Origin of the sequence: Microvirga sp. Mcv34, from assembly GCF_024519725.1 — a bacterium.
Lineage (GTDB): Bacteria > Pseudomonadota > Alphaproteobacteria > Rhizobiales > Beijerinckiaceae > Microvirga.
Genome location: NZ_JALJRK010000018.1, coordinates 1 through 18,650, shown reverse-complemented (window position 1 = coordinate 18,650; position 18,650 = coordinate 1). Strand labels below are relative to the sequence as shown.

Annotated in this window: 23 protein-coding genes and 2 tRNA genes; 10 read left to right on the top strand and 15 right to left on the bottom strand. The window is 62.7% G+C overall.

Annotated features, from left to right (window positions below):
* Nucleotides 1–35: 35 nt before the first annotated feature.
* Entirely contained in the window at nt 36–200 is a 165-nt protein-coding gene (locus tag OC446_RS11955) for a periplasmic nitrate reductase, NapE protein (RefSeq protein WP_262029251.1), read from the bottom strand.
* Nucleotides 201–1,167: 967 nt separating this feature from the next.
* On the opposite strand from OC446_RS11955, the gene OC446_RS11950 reads away from it, so the two are divergent.
* The 5 genes from OC446_RS11950 to OC446_RS11930 all read left to right on the top strand — a co-directional run bounded on the left by OC446_RS11950 (nt 1,168) and on the right by OC446_RS11930 (nt 6,455).
* A complete protein-coding gene (locus OC446_RS11950; RefSeq protein ID WP_262029250.1) occupies nt 1,168–2,604 on the top strand; it encodes a tyrosine-type recombinase/integrase in 1,437 nt (478 codons plus the stop codon).
* Nucleotides 2,605–2,699: 95 nt separating this feature from the next.
* Entirely contained in the window at nt 2,700–3,479 is a 780-nt protein-coding gene (locus tag OC446_RS11945; protein ID WP_262029249.1) for a toll/interleukin-1 receptor domain-containing protein, read from the top strand.
* A 175-nt stretch (nt 3,480–3,654) separates the two neighbouring features.
* A complete protein-coding gene (locus OC446_RS11940; protein ID WP_262029248.1) occupies nt 3,655–4,290 on the top strand; it encodes a recombinase family protein in 636 nt (211 codons plus the stop codon).
* A gap of 177 nt (nt 4,291–4,467) precedes the next feature.
* Nucleotides 4,468–5,130: a hypothetical protein gene (locus OC446_RS11935; protein ID WP_262029247.1), complete on the top strand. Its 663-nt coding sequence runs from the start codon at nt 4,468–4,470 to the stop codon at nt 5,128–5,130.
* The gene (locus OC446_RS11930) at nt 5,130–6,455 is read left to right on the top strand and encodes a hypothetical protein (RefSeq protein ID WP_262029246.1); all 1,326 of its coding nucleotides are present in this window, start codon (nt 5,130–5,132) and stop codon (nt 6,453–6,455) included. Before OC446_RS11935 ends, OC446_RS11930 begins: the two co-directional genes overlap by 1 nt.
* Before the next feature lie 72 nt (nt 6,456–6,527).
* Here OC446_RS11930 and arsH read toward each other — a convergent pair whose 3' ends face one another.
* The 4 genes from arsH to OC446_RS11910 are packed head-to-tail and all read right to left on the bottom strand — an operon-like array spanning nt 6,528 to nt 9,514.
* Nucleotides 6,528–7,259: an arsenical resistance protein ArsH gene (arsH, locus tag OC446_RS11925; protein ID WP_410055064.1), complete on the bottom strand. Its 732-nt coding sequence runs from the start codon at nt 7,257–7,259 to the stop codon at nt 6,528–6,530.
* Nucleotides 7,252–8,319, bottom strand: a complete 1,068-nt coding sequence (arsB, locus tag OC446_RS11920) for an ACR3 family arsenite efflux transporter (RefSeq protein ID WP_262029245.1) — start codon at nt 8,317–8,319, stop codon at nt 7,252–7,254. The genes arsH and arsB overlap by 8 nt, the downstream gene beginning before the upstream one ends.
* Before the next feature lie 12 nt (nt 8,320–8,331).
* Nucleotides 8,332–9,165, bottom strand: a complete 834-nt coding sequence (gene arsN2 / locus OC446_RS11915) for an arsenic resistance N-acetyltransferase ArsN2 (RefSeq protein WP_262029244.1) — start codon at nt 9,163–9,165, stop codon at nt 8,332–8,334.
* Nucleotides 9,158–9,514: an ArsR/SmtB family transcription factor gene (locus tag OC446_RS11910; RefSeq protein ID WP_262029243.1), complete on the bottom strand. Its 357-nt coding sequence runs from the start codon at nt 9,512–9,514 to the stop codon at nt 9,158–9,160. Before OC446_RS11910 ends, arsN2 begins: the two co-directional genes overlap by 8 nt.
* A gap of 46 nt (nt 9,515–9,560) precedes the next feature.
* On the opposite strand from OC446_RS11910, the gene OC446_RS11905 reads away from it, so the two are divergent.
* Complete coding sequence (locus OC446_RS11905; RefSeq protein WP_262029242.1) at nt 9,561–10,367, top strand: sulfite exporter TauE/SafE family protein; 807 nt, start codon at nt 9,561–9,563, stop codon at nt 10,365–10,367.
* Between the two features lie 257 nt (nt 10,368–10,624).
* On the opposite strand, the gene OC446_RS11900 is transcribed toward OC446_RS11905, so the two are convergent.
* Nucleotides 10,625–10,699 (bottom strand) — tRNA-Gln (locus OC446_RS11900).
* A gap of 149 nt (nt 10,700–10,848) precedes the next feature.
* Here OC446_RS11900 and OC446_RS11895 point away from each other — a divergent pair.
* A tRNA-Pro gene (locus OC446_RS11895) sits at nt 10,849–10,925 on the top strand.
* A 103-nt stretch (nt 10,926–11,028) separates the two neighbouring features.
* On the opposite strand, the gene OC446_RS11890 is transcribed toward OC446_RS11895, so the two are convergent.
* Nucleotides 11,029–12,327 (bottom strand): tyrosine-type recombinase/integrase, encoded by a 1,299-nt coding sequence (locus tag OC446_RS11890; RefSeq protein ID WP_262029241.1) that lies wholly within the window; start codon nt 12,325–12,327, stop codon nt 11,029–11,031.
* 536 nt (nt 12,328–12,863) lie between these two features.
* Between OC446_RS11890 and OC446_RS11885 the strand changes: the two genes are divergently transcribed.
* A complete protein-coding gene (locus tag OC446_RS11885) occupies nt 12,864–13,409 on the top strand; it encodes a metallophosphoesterase (RefSeq protein ID WP_262029240.1) in 546 nt (181 codons plus the stop codon).
* Here the strand turns inward: OC446_RS11885 and OC446_RS11880 are convergent.
* Nucleotides 13,394–13,597: a hypothetical protein gene (locus tag OC446_RS11880; protein WP_262029239.1), complete on the bottom strand. Its 204-nt coding sequence runs from the start codon at nt 13,595–13,597 to the stop codon at nt 13,394–13,396. The two genes, OC446_RS11885 and OC446_RS11880, sit on opposite strands and share 16 nt — an antisense overlap.
* Nucleotides 13,598–13,654: 57 nt before the next feature.
* On the opposite strand from OC446_RS11880, the gene OC446_RS11875 reads away from it, so the two are divergent.
* On the top strand, nt 13,655–13,825 hold the full coding sequence (locus OC446_RS11875; protein WP_262029238.1) for a hypothetical protein: 171 nt from the start codon (nt 13,655–13,657) through the stop codon (nt 13,823–13,825).
* 339 nt (nt 13,826–14,164) lie between these two features.
* On the opposite strand, the gene OC446_RS11870 is transcribed toward OC446_RS11875, so the two are convergent.
* From OC446_RS11870 to OC446_RS11840, 7 genes are read right to left on the bottom strand one after another with little or no spacing between them, the layout of a single operon-like run.
* Nucleotides 14,165–14,629, bottom strand: coding sequence for a hypothetical protein (locus OC446_RS11870; RefSeq protein ID WP_262029237.1), 465 nt, complete (start codon nt 14,627–14,629; stop codon nt 14,165–14,167).
* Between the two features lie 11 nt (nt 14,630–14,640).
* Nucleotides 14,641–15,537 carry a hypothetical protein gene (locus tag OC446_RS11865; RefSeq protein WP_262029236.1) on the bottom strand — a complete coding sequence of 299 codons (897 nt, stop codon included), beginning with the start codon at nt 15,535–15,537 and terminating at the stop codon, nt 14,641–14,643.
* Nucleotides 15,534–16,367, bottom strand: coding sequence for an exonuclease domain-containing protein (locus OC446_RS11860; protein WP_262029235.1), 834 nt, complete (start codon nt 16,365–16,367; stop codon nt 15,534–15,536). The genes OC446_RS11865 and OC446_RS11860 overlap by 4 nt, the downstream gene beginning before the upstream one ends.
* Nucleotides 16,364–16,903, bottom strand: a complete 540-nt coding sequence (locus tag OC446_RS11855; protein ID WP_262029234.1) for a hypothetical protein — start codon at nt 16,901–16,903, stop codon at nt 16,364–16,366. Before OC446_RS11855 ends, OC446_RS11860 begins: the two co-directional genes overlap by 4 nt.
* Nucleotides 16,900–17,328: a hypothetical protein gene (locus OC446_RS11850; protein ID WP_262029233.1), complete on the bottom strand. Its 429-nt coding sequence runs from the start codon at nt 17,326–17,328 to the stop codon at nt 16,900–16,902. Before OC446_RS11850 ends, OC446_RS11855 begins: the two co-directional genes overlap by 4 nt.
* Complete coding sequence (locus tag OC446_RS11845) at nt 17,328–17,588, bottom strand: hypothetical protein (protein WP_262029232.1); 261 nt, start codon at nt 17,586–17,588, stop codon at nt 17,328–17,330. The genes OC446_RS11850 and OC446_RS11845 overlap by 1 nt, the downstream gene beginning before the upstream one ends.
* A gap of 2 nt (nt 17,589–17,590) precedes the next feature.
* Complete coding sequence (locus OC446_RS11840; protein ID WP_262029231.1) at nt 17,591–17,851, bottom strand: transcriptional regulator; 261 nt, start codon at nt 17,849–17,851, stop codon at nt 17,591–17,593.
* Nucleotides 17,852–18,102: 251 nt separating this feature from the next.
* On the opposite strand from OC446_RS11840, the gene OC446_RS11835 reads away from it, so the two are divergent.
* Nucleotides 18,103–18,650 (top strand): hypothetical protein (locus OC446_RS11835; protein WP_262029230.1); only part of this gene is annotated, 548 nt, incomplete at its 3' end.

Here is an 18,650-nt window from a genome sequence, read left to right as displayed (position 1 = left end):
TGAGATCCGGAGGCTCGTTCATCGGCGCACGCTCGTCAAACGGGACCGGGCGGTCCAGTAAACATATAGTACATCCAGACAACAAAGCCCCACCCCGCGACGACGCCGACGGCAATGAAAGGCCATATCAGGACAGCAAGAATGAGAAACGTCAGTGCCTCACGCTTCTTCCTACTGTCGTCCAGTGGTTCTGATCGCATGGGTCACGCTCAGTCAAAAAGCCACGGAACCTATTGAGTGCATATAATCTATGAACATTTGGAATTTTGTCCAGCCTTCGGAACGCAGGACGTCGTCCTATCCTGTCGAATGCGCTGATCACCTCGGCGTCGGCACGATTTCGGACTATTGTCGTCCTGCAGTCCGAGCTCCGAACGGACAGGCCTTCGCCACGACGATTCATCCTGTACGACGGCAGAGTGCCTCGTGAACCAAGTCATTCCTCTCTGGATGATTGGACAAACTGACCCGCAGCCGGCATCGACGAACAGGCTGATTGTGCTTCTCCCCTCGACCGTGAGGTAAATCCTGCTCGGCACATCGTCGTGAACGCCTGCCCGATTGCTTCACGTGTTGAAACGTATTGATCTAGACACCCGCTAGATCAGGATTTTGTCCCGATCTTGACCCCGAAGGCCGCGGAACATTCCGCACTCATGGAGCCTCGGCCCAAGTCGGAAACAAAGCGTTCAGTCCCATCGTCGACGGTGCGGATAAAGCCTATGTCCCTCTTGCCATACCCGGGTGCGGCTCAGCCGTGGCCGCGCCAGACGTGAGGGCGCCTTGTTGGGACGATCCCTGAAAAGGCTCTCAACTGCTTTCGGATCCCAAGCGGGTGAAGATTCAATACCGGTCCGACACTGAGATTGCGGACGGAGCCTCAGACCTCGGGCGATAGGATTCTTGGCGTCAGAAGCGCCGCGGCGCAGCGGGCCAAAATCGGGTTAGGCGGCCACGGGGCCGCTACGATCCGGGTGCCTCACGGTAACCCACTGATCTTTATCACGAGTTCTGAATTTTAAGAGGATGGCTGGGGCGCCAGGAATACAAGCCGACTAACACCCAACCCCTTACATTCCTTGCTTTTCAAGGGTTTCGATCGATTGCCAGTGCTACCAGCCGGTGCTACTGCGGGGATACCGGGCGGCATAGAAGCAAAGCAGAGACATGGCAGCGAGCAAGGACAAGAGCTTCCTCATTCAACGGGGGACCACCTATCTGGTCAACGTGAAGGTGCCCGCACATCTCCGCGAGATCATCGGCAAGGCCCACCTACGGCAGACCACCGGGACCGATAGCCTCGCCCGAGCGAACCTGATCAAGCATGGGATCATCCACGCCCTGAAGCAGCAAATCGAGGAGGCCGAGAGGGTTCACGGGGGGAAGACCAAGAGGGCCGTGGGGTCGCGCATACGAGAAGCGATGCAGTGGCGTCTGGATTTGCAGCAGGCCCAGGACTACGACCGGGACAACCCCGAGGCGGAAGCATGGGACATCACTACCAGTCTCCTTGCGGAGCGAGCGGAGGAGATCGAGGAGGCCGAAGGCTTGACCAGAGCGAAGGAGTTTCACGCCATCGCCATCGGGAAGGCCAACCCCATCAGCGCCCATGTCGACCAGTGGATCGCCGAGCGGCCCATGAAGCCGAGACAGCAGACCGACTACCGGAGAGCCGTCGCCAAGTTCACCGCATGGCTCGCAGCCGGAAAGCACCCCGAGGCAATCGAGAGGATCACCAAAAGGATCGCTGGCCAGTATGTCAGTGAGGCTTTCTCCAACGCCGGGGTCCACCCGAGGACGGCCAACAAGGACATCTCTTGCATTGCAAGCCTGTGGAAGTGGGCGGAGCGGAAGGGCATCGCCAAGGAGAATGTATGGTCAGGGCAGTCCCTCCCCAAACCGAAGGCAGGGAGGAAGGAGGAGCCCAGACCCTTCACCAATGAGGAGATCAAGACCCTGTTCAACGGGAAGGTCGTGGCCGTGGGACGAAGAAAGCCTGCCCTGGTCCAGCCGTCCCCCATGCTACGCGACTTCATGACCATTGCAGCCCTCTCCGGGATGCGCGTCGAGGAGATCGCCAAGTTGACCGTGGAGGATGTGACCAACGGTTACTTTGACATTCACACAGCGAAGACGAAGGCGGGTATCAGGCAAGTCCCGATCCACCCTGCCCTGTCCGAGATCGTCACCCGGAGGACTGACAAGAGGAAACCGAAGGACACCCTTTGGCCCGAACTACCGGAGCCGAAACCGGGGAGCCCCATCGAGAAAAGCCAGAAGGTCGTCAAGGAGTTCGTGACGTACCGCAGGCAAGTCGGGGTCGATGACCGGGAGGAAGGAGCGCGACAGAGCAAGGTCACCTTCCACTCATGGCGTAGGACGTTCGTCACCAAGGCCGAGCAGGCAGGACAACAGCCGCACCTGATCGAGGTCGTGGTCGGCCACAAGCGCCCAGGGATGGCTCTTGGAGTTTACAGCGGGGGGCCGCTCATGGAGCAACTACGGACGGTGGTGGAGAGCGTCAGTCTTCCCTCAGGCGTCAGCTTGCCAACCATCAACCAGAACAGCCATAGCGGCAGTGTTCTCGCCCCGTCGACAAGCTGAGATGAGGGCGGACTATTCTGTTGCAAAAATCTGAGAGACCTTGTGTAACAGCGCGGCGGGTCACTTCCCCCCGTACCCCACCCAGAGAAGCAGTAATGCCAGAGGCGTATGAGTTCGACGTAGCACTGTCGTTTGCTGGAGAGGACAGGCAGCAGGCACATCATCTCGCCGAGATCGTCAAAGGACACGGCTTGAAGGTGTTTTACGACGAGTTTTCGAAGGCTACCCTGTGGGGGAAGGACCTCTTTCAGCACCTGCAATCGGTCTACAAGGATAAAGCCGCCTACTGCATCGTGTTCGTTTCAGAGCACTATGTTCGAAAGGCTTGGACAAAACACGAGTTGCAGCAAGCTCAGGCCCGCTCTTTTGAAAGCAACAGAGAATACATCCTGCCGCTCAGGCTCGACGATACTATCCTGCCTGGGCTCAATGCCACCGTCGGGTATCTGGACTTGCGGAGCACAACTATCGAGGAAGTCGCCGCACTGCTGCTGGAGAAAATGGGTCGCTCTGCAACCGGACTTGAAGTCGAAGGTGGAACGCCCGAGTGGGAAGGTGACTTCGTCGAGTACAACGGAACCAAAGTCTCAAGGTTTTGGCCAGAACAGATCGAGCAAGCACAGCACGAACCAGTGTTCCTGATCACTCGTCCCTTCGAGCGCATCCGCCACGGTGATGAGAAGTACTGGGAAGGTAAGCAACTGCACACCAAGATGATCTGTCACGACTGCTTTGTGCTGCCAGGACAGTATCATGCTGGAAGTTGTGACATGGAAGAGTGTCCGGCGTGTGGTGGGCAGTCCATAGCCTGCGGCTGTCGCTCTGAACCAATCACACGAGCTTTTCTTGAGAAGTGGGAAAACCACGAAGACTGATCTCCCCTCGCTAAGATCGTAGACCACTTCCATTGTTGGCTCCACGCTGTTGTCCGTAAGAGTATGCTCTAAAGGTCAGACGATACGGTGGACGAAAGGGTGTCCGTAAGGGTTGACTTCGATTAACGGACAGGCTTATCTACGGACAAGTCCCTAACGGACACCCGAGGAAGCCATGACCAAGACCATCCTTTATGCTCGCGTCTCCACCACTGATCAGACCCTCGCCCACCAGAAGACCCAGGCAGAGGCCGCAGGGTTCTCCATCGACGAGGTAGTGTCCGACAACGGGGTCTCAGGTGTCAGCACAGCACTGGCGGAGAGGCCCGAGGGGAAGCGCCTTTTCGACATACTGCGCCGTGGCGACACCCTCGTGGTCCGGTGGGTGGACCGGCTGGGCCGCGACTACCGCGATGTGAGCGACACCATCCGTGAGTTCATGCGGCGCGGGGTCGTGGTGAAGACGGTCATCAACGGCATGACGTTCGACGGTGCGACTACGGACCCGATGCAGCAGGCTGTGCGGGACGCTCTGATCGCCTTCATGGCGGCAACCGCACAGGCCCAGGCGGAGGCGACGAAAGAAGCCCAGCGGGCCGGGATTGAACACGCGAAGGCGCAAGGAGGCCGCTACAGGGGCCGCAAGCCATCCTATAGCCGCGAGCAGCTCCAGGCCGTGCAGCACCTCCTCGGACAGGGCGTGGGAACGAGCGAGATTGGAAGGGCAACCGAGTTGTCCAGGCAGACCGTACTGCGGATCAAGGCCGATCCCGTCGAGGCCGAGGCGAACCTCGCGGCCTGGGGGCAGTGACGTACGGGCTTGTGAAGCCGATAGGTGTCGTCGAAGACACCAATCATCGGTGCAGTCACTGCACTTGTCGTACTAACCGGCCAATCCCGCCCCAACGCCAATCCCTTCGCGTCTCCCCGCCGCATTTCTTTTCGTGTCTGTCCGTGAGAGGACGGGCGCAATAAAACGGAGCACAAGTTGAGAACCTGCCGCGTCCCTGGATGCGCCGAGCCCACCACGAAGTTCGGAGCCCACTGCACCACCCACAAGGCCGTCATGCGGCGTCATGGCGATCCCCGTCAGGCGGGCGTCACGAAGGCCCAGTTGGAGCCCTACGTGAAACTCGTGGAGGCGCGGATTGCGAAGAACGCAGCCAACCCCGTCTGGGCGCAGCTGGATGACCGCTGGCTGGCGTTGACCCGATCAGCGGAGGCAATCCTCTCCGCGTTCCACAACGGGCGTCCTGGGCTTCGCCACGAGGTCAGAGCGGCAAGCGAGGTCAAGAAACTCGGTCAGTCTGTCGAGCCCCGAGAGGTGATCGTGACGGCACTCGCCATGTACCTCATGCTCTACCAGGAGCCGAGGCGTTTCCGGTCAGATGATGCGTTCTCCACGCAGCTCGTTCGCCGTGTTCGCGGCTTGTCGGATGTGAACGTGGGTGTGTGGCACGACAACAAGACCAACAAGATGCGCCGCGTTTACCGCGAGCTCCCTCCTCGGGTTGTCCAGGTCATCGCAGGCTGGATTGTCCCTGTCCTCGGCGGGGTTGGGATGAAGCTGGTCGAGTTGGAGAAGGCCGACTGGGAAGCTCGTCAGCAAGAGGTCAAATCGTTTCAGCAAGCCGTATCGGACCTGACTTAATGACCGCAGCACAGAAGATCACACCGGCCTCGGCTCTTAACGAGGCTCCGATCAAGCTCGCCGATGATAGGTTCTTTGAGCCCTGGCGAGCCCCACGAACCGACAAGGCGAAGGCCCTGGTAGCCGACGTAATCCGGCAGGTGGAAAGCTATGAGCGCCATCGCAAACCGCGTGAACGGGCACGTACCAAGAGCGCCCAAACGGTCTTCGAGACCACCATTGCGGCAGTGGTTTGCGACTTGGCCCACGCTCATCTGAAAGGACATACCGGAGGTCTGGCAGTTTCACGGTCGTTTCGGGAGTTGGGTGTTAAGTCCCGATACCGCTCCCCCGTGCTCGGAAAGACCTTTCCCGACGTACTCGACCTTATGAGTGCGCCTGAAATGGCCTTCATCAAGCAAGATAAGGGCTACAAGAACCCGCTCGCGAACCGGCACCAGAAGACCCTGATCACGCTCGGTCCTCGCCTCAAGAATAGGATTGTCGAGAGCGGTATCGAACTATGGGACATCGGCTGGTCGATGAACGAGGAGACCATCATCCTCAAGGAGGCCAAGGAGGGCTACTGGCATCAGGGTGAGAAGATCGAGTACGCCGATACCGCAGCTACGATTGAAATGCGGTCGCGCCTCAAAACGATCAACGAGTGGCTTGATCAAGCTGACATCCACATCTTCGATCCTGGAAACCTCACGTTTAGCGAACTGGACGAAAGGGACCGTCGTCTTCGTCGTTTCTTCACCCAGGGCTCATTTGAGAAGGGCGGTCGTCTCTTCGGTGGTCGGTGGCAGACCATGCAGAAGCAGGGACGTTTGAAAAAACTCGTCATCGGCGGTGAGAACGCTGTCGAACTCGACTATGGCCAAATGACGCCACGGATACTTTACGGCATGGCCGGTGCAGAGCCCCCGACTACCGACGCCTACTTGGTCCCAGGTGCTGGAGACCCTGCCAAGTTCCGCGACGGGTACAAGAAACTCCTCAATGCCCTCCTGTTCACTGAGAAGCCCCTGGAGAGGAAGCCGAAGGATACCGAGAGCCTCCTCCCGAAGGAGAACATCAAGACCCTTGTCGAGCGCCTACGTGAGTTCCATCAACCGATTGCCCATTACTTCGAGACTGGGATCGGACATCACCTCCAATACCGTGAGAGCGAAGTGATGGTTGAGGTTCTCCTCCGCCTGCGGGATCAGGAGATTGTTGGTCTTCCTGTGCATGATGCTGTGATCGTTGGTGCATCTGCGGAGGAGGTCACGAAGAAGGTCATGAGTGAAGTGTTCTATGAGATGGTTGGAGTGGAGGCCATCATCACAGCTACCTCATAGCCTCATCTCAATAAGGTAATCTTCACCCTCTCCTTTATAGGGACCCGTAAGCTCTAACGAGAGGAGGAGATGTCATGTCCCCTCCACTTCATGGCTCATGGCCAGAGCTGCCAATCGCTTGGCCTCCTTCTGCGCGGTTTCCTTTCGCTCGCTGTAGCGATCCGTGAGGTACGCCGAGCGGTCTCGGGTCAGGAGCGTGAACTTCATCAGTTCCTCCATCACGTCCACCACACGGTCATAGTACGATGAGGGCTTCATCCGCCCCTCCTCATCGAACTCCTGGAACGCCTTGGCGACCGAGGACTGGTTGGGGATCGTGATCATCCGCATCCACCGGCCCAGCACCCGCAACTGGTTCACCGCGTTAAATGACTGCGATCCACCGGAAACCTGCATGACCGCCAGAGTGCGCCCCTGCGTGGGTCGGATGGAGCCGACTGCCAGCGGTATCCAGTCGATCTGGGCCTTCATGACTGCGCTCATCGACCCATGACGCTCAGGACTGCACCAGACCTGCCCCTCGGACCATTGGGACATCTCCCGTAGTTCCTGGACCTTGGGGTGATCGCTCGCGGTCGCATCCGGCAACGGGAGCCCATGCGGGTCGAACACGCGGGTCTCGGCTCCGAAGTGCTGCAACAGGCGCTCGGCCTCCAGCGTCAGGAAGCGGCTGTAGGAACGCTGGCGGAGCGACCCGTAGAGGAGAAGGATGCGAGGTCTGTGCGTCGAAACCTGACCGACTTCGAGCCACTGGAGGTCTGGCATACGAAGCTGATCGTAGTCGATGTTCGGGAGGTCACTCACCTGCTGCAATCCTTTCGACACCTTGCGGGGACTGCTTGGTCCCTCGCTCGTACCAATGTTGGCTCCTGTTCACGATCCACACGACCGATAGCATCACGGGCACCTCCACCAGGACACCCACGACCGTGGCCAGGGCGGCACCAGATTGGAACCCGAAGAGGCTGATGGCTGCCGCTACGGCCAACTCGAAGAAGTTCGATGCGCCGATTAGGGCTGATGGACCGGCGACGCAGTGCTTCTCACCCACCAAGCGGTTCAGGACGTAGGCCAGACCTGAGTTGAAGTAGACCTGGATGAGGATCGGCACGGCCAGAAGGGCAATGACCAGCGGCTGCGCCAGGATTTGTTCGCCCTGGAACCCGAAGAGAAGAACCAGGGTCGTCAGGAGCGCCACCAGGGACGCAGGCCCCATTACTTCGAGCAACCGAGCGAGGGCGGGTTCCCCACCGGATGCCAGGACACGCCTGCGGAGGACCTGCGCCACGACCACGGGAATGACGATGTAGAGGATGACCGACAGGACGAGCGTTCCCCACGGCACTGTGATGGCGGAAAGGCCGAGCAGCAGGGCCACGATGGGGGCGAAGGCGATGACCATGATCGCGTCGTTGAGCGCAACTTGGCTCAAGGTGAAGTGAGGCTCCCCCTTCGTCAGGTTGCTCCACACGAACACCATCGCGGTACACGGAGCAGCGGCCAGGATGATGAGACCTGCGATGTAGGAGTTGATCTGGTCGGCAGGTAGGTACGGCCTGAACAAGTAGCCCACGAAGAACCAGCCGAGGGCAGCCATCGAGAACGGCTTGACCGCCCAGTTGATGAAAAGGGTCACGCCAATCCCGCGCCAGTGCTTGCCGACTTGGCCCAGGGCCGCGAAGTCGATCTTGAGGAGCATCGGGATGATCATCAGCCAGATCAGGACCGCCACCGGCAGGTTTACATTGGCGACCTCGGCTGACGCGATGACGTGGAAGACACCGGGCATGAGGTGCCCCAAGGCGATCCCCGCGATGATGCACAGGGCCACCCATACGGTCAGATACCGCTCGAACGTGGACATCGTGTCGAACCCTCAGAAGGTGATGCGTCGGGCCAGCAGAGTGGCGCTGGACGGGCACAGGCTGGACGCCTGACGGGTCGCGAGGATCGACGCAGGGGCCTCCTCGCGGTTGATCGCCTTGAAACCCTGGGCCTCGAAGAACGGGCGAGCAGAGGTGGTCAGCACATAGGCGGTACGAGCGCCCTGATCAAAAGCACGGCGCATCAACAGGAGGGTCATGTTCCGACCAATGCCCTGCCCTCGCATCTCAGGCAGGACAACCATCGACCGGAGAAGTACATCGGACCCGTACCTCTCGAAGCCTCCGTAGCCGACCTGGGAGCCACCCAGGGTGTCGTATTGGAAGAAGGTCCGGTCGGCATCCTCCAGATCGTCCGTAGGCAGACCCTCGGCCTGGAGCGCGTCAGTCATTTCCTTCGAGGATGGAACCTGCTTATCGACGAGGAACGGGGCTCCCTCTTCCTTGGCGAGGTCTGGGACCGATCCCGGCGGCAGGAGGTCGAGAACCAACTCGGAGGGTCGGCACAGCTTCACGCCCTGCGCGGTCGAAACGATGGGGCGGTTGATCAGGATCGGGTGCGCGATCATGGCGTCCAGGAGGTCGTCATCGGTCACGCCAGGAGCATCGAGGCCCAGCTCTTTGAATGGGGTGCCCTTCTCACGCACGACCTCCCGAACTGGGACGCCCATCGCGTCGATCAGCTCGCGAAGCTCGCTCTTCGTCGGTGGCGTCTTCAAGTATTCGACGACTACCGGCTCAATCCCCGCACCTCGGATGAGGCTCAAGGTGTTCCTGGACGTGCCGCAGGCGGGGTTGTGGAGGATCGTGACGCTATCGTCAGCCATTGGCGGTTTCCTTTGGGGAGCAGCAGGGGTTCAGCGCATCCAGCAGGGGCGCACATACGCTGGGGTGGCCACCGCAGCAGTCCTTGAGGAGGTACGTCACGACCTTCTGGAGCTGGCCGAGGTCGGCCCAGTAGATGATGGACCGGCTTTGACGTTCGGAGGTGACGAGCCCAGCGCGGGAGAGAATGTTGAGATGGCTGGACATCGTGTTGTGAGGCACAGCGAGTTCCCGTGCGATTTCTCCCGCTGGCATCCCGTGAGGCTCGTGCTTGACGAGCGTCCTAAACACGTCCAGCCGTGTGGGCTGGGCTAAAGCCGCGAGCGCGAGAATGGCTTCTGTCTGTTCCATGTGTCGAGACTTATGGACATTTCAGAGAACCGTCAAGGGTGAGTTGATGCGGACACCAGAAGGGCCTTCCCATTCTCGGAACCTTCCCGCCGCGTTCGGCAGTGGTGTCGTCATCGGCACACTTGGCGGGTTGATCGGCCTTGGTGGCGCGGAGTTCCGCCTGCCGCTGCTCATCGGGCTATTCCGGTTCGTGGCACTGGAAGCCGTGATCCTGAACAAAGCCACGAGCCTCGTCGTCGTCGCATCTGCCCTGCCCTTCCGAGCGGGGACGGTGCCCTTCGGGTTGATCGCAGCCCATTGGCCCATCGTGATCAACTTGCTGGCCGGGAGCCTCCTGGGAGCCTGGGTGGGGGCCGGATGGGCAACACGCCTCAAGTCAGAGACCCTCTACCGAGTGATCGCAGTTCTCTTGGTCGTCATCGCCGGGGTGTTGGTGTTCGGTCATCATGCAACCGCAGGTCAACCTCTCCTGACGGGATGGGCGCAGTTCGTCGCTGGCATTGCTGCTGGGTTCGTGATCGGCGTTGTGGCCTCCCTACTTGGCGTGGCGGGGGGCGAACTGCTGATCCCGACCCTGGTCTTGCTGTTCGGAGCCGACATCAAACTCGCTGGAAGCCTGTCACTCGCCGTGAGCTTGCCGACGATGCTCGTGGGGTTCACCCGCTACAGCCGCGACCAGAGCTTCTCGGTTCTCGGTCGCAACCGCGCGTTCCTGCTTGTGATGGCTGCGGGTTCGATTGCTGGCACCTTCATTGGCGGTCTTCTGCTCGGCGTAGTTCCCAGTGCAGTCCTGCTCCCGGCCCTGGCCGTGATCTTACTTGTTTCCGCCGTGAAGGTCTGGCGGCACGGGTAATCCCGTAGGGCGTTCCGCTTCGGGAACGAGCCAGGCGTTGCATCGCGGCTCCCTAGACGAGGCCCGTCGCAGCGGACACCGCATGAGATCCGACTAAATGGAAGGAGGGATCAACGTCGTCACCCATCGAACCCTCACGGCCCTTTTTCACAGGGGCACCTCAGTGCTACCGTCAGGGCTACTTGCGGTGCTACCAGGGGCTCTGGCCTACCGTACAAAGCTTTGATTTCGCAGTGGTTTTTCAAGAGATGGAAGGTTGGCTGGGGCGCCAGGATTCGAACCTGGGAATGGCGGTACCAAAAACCGCTGCCTTACCACTTGGCGACGCCCCAACAGATGTGGCGTGTACATAATCGGCCGGATGGCGGCTGGCAACAGCGTTTTGCGTGAGGTCGAATATCTCGAAGAAAGACCGAATTCTCCCCTTGCGGCGTTCCCGCCTCGCCGCTATAAGACCGGCCTCCCGGGAATTTCTCGGTGTCGGAGTGTAGCGCAGTCTGGTAGCGCACCACGTTCGGGACGTGGGGGTCGCAGGTTCAAATCCTGCCACTCCGACCATTCAAACCTTTGATCCATAAGGGTTTGAATGGTCGGCCGCCCCGACCGAGTTTTCCCCGACCAAACATTCGACCAAACAATCTTCCCAAGATCGTAGGTTCGGTCATCCCGTCCTTTTCTTCCTACCCTGCCCGCCCATGGCCTTCCTTGCGCCCTCCATGTGGGTCGGCGAATGGTGCCCGTAGCGACGCTCCAGGACCTCCGTCGACATGCCGAGATAGCCGGCCAGCTCCCAGAGGTCGACGCCCTCCTGCATGCCCCAGGTCGCCGCGGTATGGCGGAGCGTATGGCGGACCACATCGTCCCCCAACCCGAGCTCGTAGACGAGGTTCGAGAACGCCCGCTGCGTCGTGCCGACCGGCTTGCCCCGCCACTCGACGACGTACCTTTGCTTGAGGACGTGATGCCACCGCCACAGGTGGGCCACGAGCCGGTCCGGCAGCCGGACGGTCGGGTATCGCTTGTTCTTCGCCTCAGTCTCCCCAAGCGCCTTCCGATGGAAGATGGCGACGCGCCGGCCGCCCTCGACCTTGAGCTCGACCCAGGGCTTCCCGATCTCAGGGATGAACGAGGCTGCGCAGATGGCCCCTGCCCTCGTGCCGGTTCGCAGGCCGACGAGCAGGAACCTGGCAACGTGTCGGGCGCAGTACTTGTCCGTCTCGCGCCCCTTCTGGAATTCGCGCTTGCGCCATGCGGCCAAGAGCATGCGGGCAGCTTCGTGCCGGGCCAGCCACCGCTCCCGGCCGTTGGACTTGTCCGGCAAGGTAACCTTGACCATCTCGCGCGTCAGGCCGTCGGCGATGGCAAGGTTGACCGCCGCCCGTAGATCCTCCAGCTCGCGCCGGGCGCCGGCTGCCGACACCGTCCTGGCCTTCACGGGGCGCGAGTGCCCTCGCCTTGCCGGCTTGCCGTCCTTACCGGTCCCGAGCTTGGCGTGGGCCTTCCAAGGCGTGCCGGCGCGGTGCGCCACGTACTCCGCACAGGTGACGGAGTCGATGTCGGCCAAGGTCCGCTCGCCCCACCACTCAAGCAGCACGACGGCACGCTGCCCGTACTCCTCGATGCGCTTGACCTGGCCCTTCTTGGCGTCGAGGTAGCGGCTGATCACGTCCGCGATGGCGACCTTGTGGGCTGGCTGGTTCTTGAGCGTGACCGGCTGGTGCAGCGAGGCCTTGTAGTCCTCTAGCGCTTCGAGAGCTTCCTGCTCTTGGCCAGGGCCGCAGCCAGTGCCGGCGACCTGCTTGCCCTTGTGCATGATGATGTAGAGGGCGCCGCGCTCGATGCCGTCCGATCCAATCCGCCCGTCGCGGAGCCAGAGGTACGGCTCGCCCCGGCGGACGACGCCGAGGGTGCGGGGCTTCTTTCTCTTGCTGGCGCGCTTGCGCTTGGGCTCGGTCGGCAACGGTCTCTCCACTCGGCAATCAGATTTCTGGTCAGGTACAGCAGGCGGCCGTGCCGCTCCGGGCGCAGGTCGCCGCGTTTTATTGCGGCCCGCAGCATGGGGACCGTGAACGCCCCACAGAGCTCGGGCACGTATTGCGCGGCCTCCAGGTCGAGGGGCTCGTCCGCGTCAGCGTTGGCGCCCTCGTGGATCGCGGAGATGTCGAACTCGGCGTAGATTAGTTGATACGTGCTCATGAGTGCGAGACTCGCAGATCCCGACGAATCGGGTCAACCGATCCGGCCCGTCATGCTTTCCAATCCACAGGCCCCGGTTAACCATCTCCGCTCGGGAGAGGCGCACATCGGTCGCATGTGCGCCTGACAAAAGGCGCAGCGGGAAAGCCACAAGGTCCTCTAAGCAAGAGACCCTGACAAAGCCAAGTTATCCACAGGCAACCCCTCCGGCCAGAGAAGTCCTAAGAACGGCTAACATGCTGATTGCAGCTGCGAATCCTGTGTGAGAGTCTGAAGATTCAGTCTCGAAAGGAGGGCACCATGGCCAAGACGTGGTTCACAGCAGACACCCATTTTGGGCATCGGGGACTTCTGAAGGAATCCATGCACTGCCGCCGGGATCTCGTGTTCAGCTCCGTGGAGGAGATGGACGCCGTGATGATCGCGAACTGGAACGCTACGGTAGGCCCAAAGGACACCGTTTTTCACTTGGGGGACTTCGCCTACCGGTGCTCGCTTGAGTATGCGCAGAGCGTGTTCTCCAAGCTGCGCGGGCGGAAGGTCCTCATCTGGGGCAACCACGAGCAGAGGGGGAAGAGGTTGGCTTGGGACGCCCAGCACCAGTACCTCGAAGTCACCGTCGACGATAAGGACTTGATCCTTTTTCACTATGCGCTGAGGACCTGGAACAAGCAGCACTGGGGCGCCCTGCACCTGTACGGCCACTCGCACGGGGGCCTGCGCGGCGACGAGCAGAGCACGGACGTGGGCGTCGATTGCTGGGGCTTTGCGCCGGTGAGCCTGGACCGCATCCTCAAGCGCATGGACGGCACCGAGGACGAGGAGGTCCTTCAGGCCTGCGCCTGAGCCTCCGCCACGAGGAGGACCTTGACCATCCGGTCGCGCTGCGCGTCGTCCTCGAAGGCCTCGGGCAGCTCCTCGGCGACGCGATCCTCCGACACGATGACGACGACCTTGCGGCCGGTCACGTAAGTGATGGTCCCGTGCAGTTCACGGTCGAGCGTCCACTGGATGTCCCTAATGTCTTCGAGCATGAAGGCCTCCCCGGGGAGGCTATACGCTGGCAGGCGTAAACAGTGAGTGTCCCGGCCATGAAACTCTTCTGGATGCGGACGAGCGCGGCATGGCCCGATAGCTCTTGGCTGGAAACGTCCTGGACCTGCTTCGACGAGGACAAGCCCGGGCGCGAGGGAGACGATCTTTGGAACACTTACATCGGCGGCGTCCACCGGGAGCCGCACGGGCCACAGGCGAGCATGTAGGCGTGGTCGGGTGACTGCCACGTTCCCCGGGCCGCGCTGCCCCCTACGCCACCAACGAGCGCGAGGAGACACGCAAGGAGGTCGCCCGCCCGGTCATGGGGACGTACGAGCGGATGGCCGCCTTCTACGCCGCGAACCCGTGGCGAGGTCAACGGATGTAGCCCAGGCTTTGGAGGTTGGCGCTGGCTTGGGTGGTCTTCGTGGTCTTCATGGCGTGATGCTTTGGATGCTGGATGTCTGTGTTTGCATGCTGGGGCGCCACTGACCGCCTGGCGCGTCGACGAACGTAACAAAATCAAAAACGGCGGAATCGGCCGAATCCGATGTTTTCCTATTCTTTTAGGACGGGCTCTCCGCCGCCTCCGGCTGGGCCTTCTCCAGCGTGGCGAGCCGGTCCTGGATCTCCGCGAGGACGGCCTGCAGGTCCTCGGGCAGCGGCCGCGACGACAGGTTGCCGACGGTGCGGTAGAGCGTGGCGACCTGCTCGCGCATCTGAGCGACCTTGCCCGTGAGGCCGGAGATCTCCTTGCGCTGTGCGTCGAGGATCTCCAGCAGGGCGACGGAGCACCCGAGCTCCTCAGCCCGCTTGCGCTTCGCCTCGTCGATCTGCTCCCGGCGGTTCTGCGCGCTCTCCTTTTGATAGTCGTCGACCCACTTGCTGAAGTTGGTCGCCATCTGGCTGAGCGTGCGGGCGAAGTCGGCCCCGGACGACCGGGTGCTCTCGGGACGCTTCACGGCGGAGCCACCGCGGGGCATCCGCTTCGGCTCCTTCGAGGGCTTCTTGGGCTGGTAACCGTGCTTCATGTGCTGTCTCCTCACCATGGAATTTCAGAGTCCCCGGGCTCCATGGGCGGCGGTTTCACGATGACCTTGCCGCACGGCAGCCGCATGGTGTTCGCGGTCTCGTAGCAGCCGTCAGGATGCATGCGCCCTTTCTGGGGATCCGGCCCAGGCTTGTACGGCTCCCGCTGCGGCCGCCCGGGCGCCGCCTCGACGGGGCCCTCCGCGCGCTCGTTCTGCCCGGAGGCCTTCTTGAGCCCGCTCAGCGAGCTCGCCGCGCCAGGGCGGCCTGCCGGCGGCGCGCTTGCCGGTTGCCGGGCAGCCGCTGCGACGGCGTTTCCAGCAGGGCGAGCTCCTGGGCCCCGAGCAAGGGGTGCGCGAGGCGCTGGAGCAGCGGGCTTAGCTGCACGATCTTCAGTCTTCCGACTTCCTTGCTGTCCTGCATCTGCTGTCCTCCTGGCCGGCACGTTCGGCCTCAACTTCGGCGGGGGCGCCTTCACGGCCGGGGCCTCGGCCGGCGTGGCGTCCTGCGACTGCGCCGGCGTAGCGTCCCCGATGAGCTCTTCGGTGAAGGCCTTCAGGGCCGCTCTCTCTTCGGGGTCCGACGGGATGAGCCTGTCCAGCGCGTCATGCGGCGGGGCGTCGAGGCCCTGGACTACCTGCTCGAAGCTGTCGGCCGGGGCCACGGTTTCGGCCGCCGTGTCTTGCATGCGGGCGACCAGGGCCGCCTGGAGCCGGCCCGCGGCGCGGTGGGCGGCGTCGGCCAGGATGGCCTCGACCTCGTCCAGCGCCGCCTGCAGCGGCGTCCTGGCGTCGTCGTCCTCGGCCAGCGTGTGCAGCAGGGCGACGAGGTACTTGCGCAGGCGCGCGATGTGCTGGCGCGGCAGCTCGCCGGGCAGCGGGTCCAGGGCGTCGGGGGTGAACTCAGTCATGCGAGCCTCTTTTCGATTTCGGCGACCAGGCCGGGGATGCACTTCGCCACCAGGTGGCAGTCATGGAGGGCGTCTTGGCGCTGGTCCCTGTCGCCGCGGTCGACGCCGAGGCGCTCGCACAGGGCATCGAGCGAGCCCTTCTCGGTCGGCCACAGGACCTTCGAGATGAGCCGGGTGTCGACGGTCTGGTTGTCGAGCGTGCTGTATCCGCAGCGCCCGAGCTCCGCATTGATGAAGGCGATGTCGAAGGGAATGTTGTGCCCGCACAGTACAGGCCGCTCGCCTTCCTCCGGGCACAGGAGCTCCATCACCTCGTCGGCCCGCACCGAGAACGGCGCCTTCGAGGCGGCCCATTCGTCCGTGATCCCGTGGACCTTGAAGGCCTCCGGGGATGACGCGCGGCCCTCCCCGCTGAAATGCCTGAGGTACTCTTCGCCGATGTTCAGGCGCCGCTCATCGCGAATAGACCCGTGCAGGACCCCGATGAGGGTGTACCACCCGTAGTGTGCCTGAAGGGCGCCGAGCGACAGCATGCAGTCACCGCGCGCCGGGAATAGGCCCGTGGTCTCTGTGTGGATGATGAGCAGGTCGCCCTTGAGCAGCATCAGGAACTCCTCCAGCGTCGGCAGCAAGCGCGACAGGACGACGGTCTCGACACCGGTTGCGGTCTTGCGCTCGTAGACCTCGGCGTAGCTGTCCTGGCCGACGCGCAGCTCGCGGTCGGCGACGATGGTTGTGGTGAGGCGGCGCTCCTTCAGGCGCAGCGCGGCGATCTGCAGACGGACGTTGCCGAGCTCGTCGGCCGGGTGGATTTCGGTGTGGGTGATCATGCGAACATCTCCAGTTGAACGGGCCTCGTGACGGCCTTCGGCGCCGGCTTGCGCACGGCCGCGTGCTTGCCTTCGACGACGATCTCGTCGTCGTTGTTTTCGAACAGCGCCCTAACGCGGCTGCCGACGGCGACAAGGTCGTTGACCCATGCCGTCGGCTCCTTGCGGCCGGTCTCCCACTCGTCCGGGCTCACGAGCTGGAGCGACCACTTCTCGAAGACCCTGCTGCTGTCGGGGTCGTGGAACCAGAACGGTCCGGTGGTCGACAGGACGACATAGGAGCACTCGCACCAGGACATCCGCACGAGCGTGCCGGGCGTGAGGATCTCGGGGACCTTCCGCTCACCCGGCGGCGTGACGCGGTAGCGGTAGACGTGCCCGTCGTCGTAGAGGCCTCCGCGCTGCTCCATCTGGAAGCCGTTGCGGCAGGGGAACTCGCGGAACCAGTGACAGTGCGCCGGGAGGGGCTTGCGGGGGCGCGGGCCCATGAGCTCCGGATCGGGGGCTCCGTAGGACGTAAGCGGCTTCATGGTCATGCTGCCTCCTGGTTGTTGCTGGACTTCGGGCCGCCGAGACGGTCGAGCATCGCGATGAGCTCGGCCTCGGGATCGCGCTTCTTCAGGTGCTCGCCGTTGCGCCGGTAGGCCTCGCGCAGGTGCGGGGCCGTCGGGATCCCGAGGACGCTGGCGCGGTACCTCACCGTCGTCCGGTGGCACCCGAGGATCGCGCCGATCTCGCGCAGGGTTTTGGGCGTCGCGAGCTCGGCGCGGAGCTGAGCGTCCGTGAAGTTCCACTTGGCGGGCTTGCGGCCCGGCATCCGCTTCGCGAGGCCGAGGCCTTCGCAGCGCATGCGGACGTCAGCGGACGTGGCGCCGGGGTGCTTCGCGGCGATGGCGCGATACGTCTCGCCCGCGGCCAGGGCGCGCTCCAGCACGGCGCGGGGGATCTTGCACCCGGCCATCAGCGCTTCTCCTTCTTCTTGATCAGGCCGCGCGCCAGGAGCTCCTTGCGCACGTCGGAGAGGTCGGACTTGAGGCTATCGAGCTCGCTGCAGAGTTCGGCGTGCCGGTCCTCGTAGCCGTCGTCCATGCTGTCGAGTTCGTGTTCGAGATCGAGGAAGCGCCCGAGGCAGTCCTGCTTCCACTGCAGGAGCTTCTTGTACTGGTCGACGAGCTCGCCGTTGCCCATGGCCTTCGAGTAGTGCTCGTAGTGCTCCGACATGCTCAGTCCTCCCGGCTCAGCGCGGCGGCGTCGTAGGCGTGCTCCGGGTGCCAGGTCTCATCGGCGGGGGCGTAGAGGCGCTCGACCTGGCGCAGCCCCAGCGGGCCCAGCACGAGCGACCCGGGATCGCGCCGGCCATGGATGATGTCGTTGACGTACGCGCCGGAGACCCGGTGCGCCTTGCCCCATGCGGCCTGGCCCCCGGCATCCTGGCAGGCGGCCTTGAGGCGGGTGCGGACGTCCTCTGCTGTCAGTAATGTCATGCGGTGCTCCTCGTAAGAAGATGCTACCACCGATTTGCGGATTCGCCAGACTATCCTTGACATATTTCGCACCAACAAGAGAACACCTAAATGTAACCCCAAGGTTACATTGAACGCCGTTCAAAGTTGATTTCCCTATATGCTTTACGGATGGCTGGATATCTGGCGTTCAGAGTTGACGCGAGGACGCAGACGATAAGGATGTCTTAATTTAATCTTGCGGTATGCTGCGAAGCGGGTATCCTGGTGGCATGACAAACGAAGCCCCCGTCCTCGAAGCCACGCTGCCCCGCAACCGCATCCTGTGGCGCACCAAGTGGCACCCCGCCACGGACCGCTACGCCGCCATGGTCGCCGACGATGGACGGCTGCCGTGCGGCCCCATGGAAAAGGTGGAGTGGAAGACCGAGCGCGGCGCCGACGCCCGGGCCTGGGTGCGGACGTGGCGGATCCCCCTCGTGGAGGGCGCGATCTACATGCGGTCCCTCGATGACCAGCGCGGCATGGACATCCGCTTCGCCGTCGTCAGGGAGGGCCAGCTCGTCGACATCACGAGGGAGCAGGCCGAAGACCTGTACGACCCGGCCGGCGCGGCCGACCGGGCGCGAATCCGCCACGCGCGGTGGGAGCGCCAGGAATATGCGATCTCCCGCGGACGCCGCGAAGGCATGCAGGCCGGCTTGGTCTACAGGACCGCGAATCCCCCGCACGAAGCGTTCATCTTTGTCGAGCGGGCGACCGCGAAAGAATACTGTTGGCGCCGGGCCAGGCCGGAGGAGATCGAGGCCTACAAGGCCGA

Coding starts and splice junctions, on each gene's coding strand:
- OC446_RS11955 (WP_262029251.1), bottom strand. CDS start 200: ATGCGATCAGAACCACTGGACGACAGTAGGAAGAAGCGTGAGGCACTG.
- OC446_RS11950 (WP_262029250.1), top strand. CDS start 1,168: ATGGCAGCGAGCAAGGACAAGAGCTTCCTCATTCAACGGGGGACCACC.
- OC446_RS11945 (WP_262029249.1), top strand. CDS start 2,700: ATGCCAGAGGCGTATGAGTTCGACGTAGCACTGTCGTTTGCTGGAGAG.
- OC446_RS11940 (WP_262029248.1), top strand. CDS start 3,655: ATGACCAAGACCATCCTTTATGCTCGCGTCTCCACCACTGATCAGACC.
- OC446_RS11930 (WP_262029246.1), top strand. CDS start 5,130: ATGACCGCAGCACAGAAGATCACACCGGCCTCGGCTCTTAACGAGGCT.
- arsB (WP_262029245.1), bottom strand. CDS start 8,319: ATGTCCACGTTCGAGCGGTATCTGACCGTATGGGTGGCCCTGTGCATC.
- arsN2 (WP_262029244.1), bottom strand. CDS start 9,165: ATGGCTGACGATAGCGTCACGATCCTCCACAACCCCGCCTGCGGCACG.
- OC446_RS11910 (WP_262029243.1), bottom strand. CDS start 9,514: ATGGAACAGACAGAAGCCATTCTCGCGCTCGCGGCTTTAGCCCAGCCC.
- OC446_RS11905 (WP_262029242.1), top strand. CDS start 9,561: ATGCGGACACCAGAAGGGCCTTCCCATTCTCGGAACCTTCCCGCCGCG.
- OC446_RS11885 (WP_262029240.1), top strand. CDS start 12,864: ATGGCCAAGACGTGGTTCACAGCAGACACCCATTTTGGGCATCGGGGA.
- OC446_RS11880 (WP_262029239.1), bottom strand. CDS start 13,597: ATGCTCGAAGACATTAGGGACATCCAGTGGACGCTCGACCGTGAACTG.
- OC446_RS11875 (WP_262029238.1), top strand. CDS start 13,655: ATGAAACTCTTCTGGATGCGGACGAGCGCGGCATGGCCCGATAGCTCT.
- OC446_RS11870 (WP_262029237.1), bottom strand. CDS start 14,629: ATGAAGCACGGTTACCAGCCCAAGAAGCCCTCGAAGGAGCCGAAGCGG.
- OC446_RS11865 (WP_262029236.1), bottom strand. CDS start 15,537: ATGACTGAGTTCACCCCCGACGCCCTGGACCCGCTGCCCGGCGAGCTG.
- OC446_RS11860 (WP_262029235.1), bottom strand. CDS start 16,367: ATGATCACCCACACCGAAATCCACCCGGCCGACGAGCTCGGCAACGTC.
- OC446_RS11855 (WP_262029234.1), bottom strand. CDS start 16,903: ATGACCATGAAGCCGCTTACGTCCTACGGAGCCCCCGATCCGGAGCTC.
- OC446_RS11850 (WP_262029233.1), bottom strand. CDS start 17,328: ATGGCCGGGTGCAAGATCCCCCGCGCCGTGCTGGAGCGCGCCCTGGCC.
- OC446_RS11845 (WP_262029232.1), bottom strand. CDS start 17,588: ATGTCGGAGCACTACGAGCACTACTCGAAGGCCATGGGCAACGGCGAG.
- OC446_RS11840 (WP_262029231.1), bottom strand. CDS start 17,851: ATGACATTACTGACAGCAGAGGACGTCCGCACCCGCCTCAAGGCCGCC.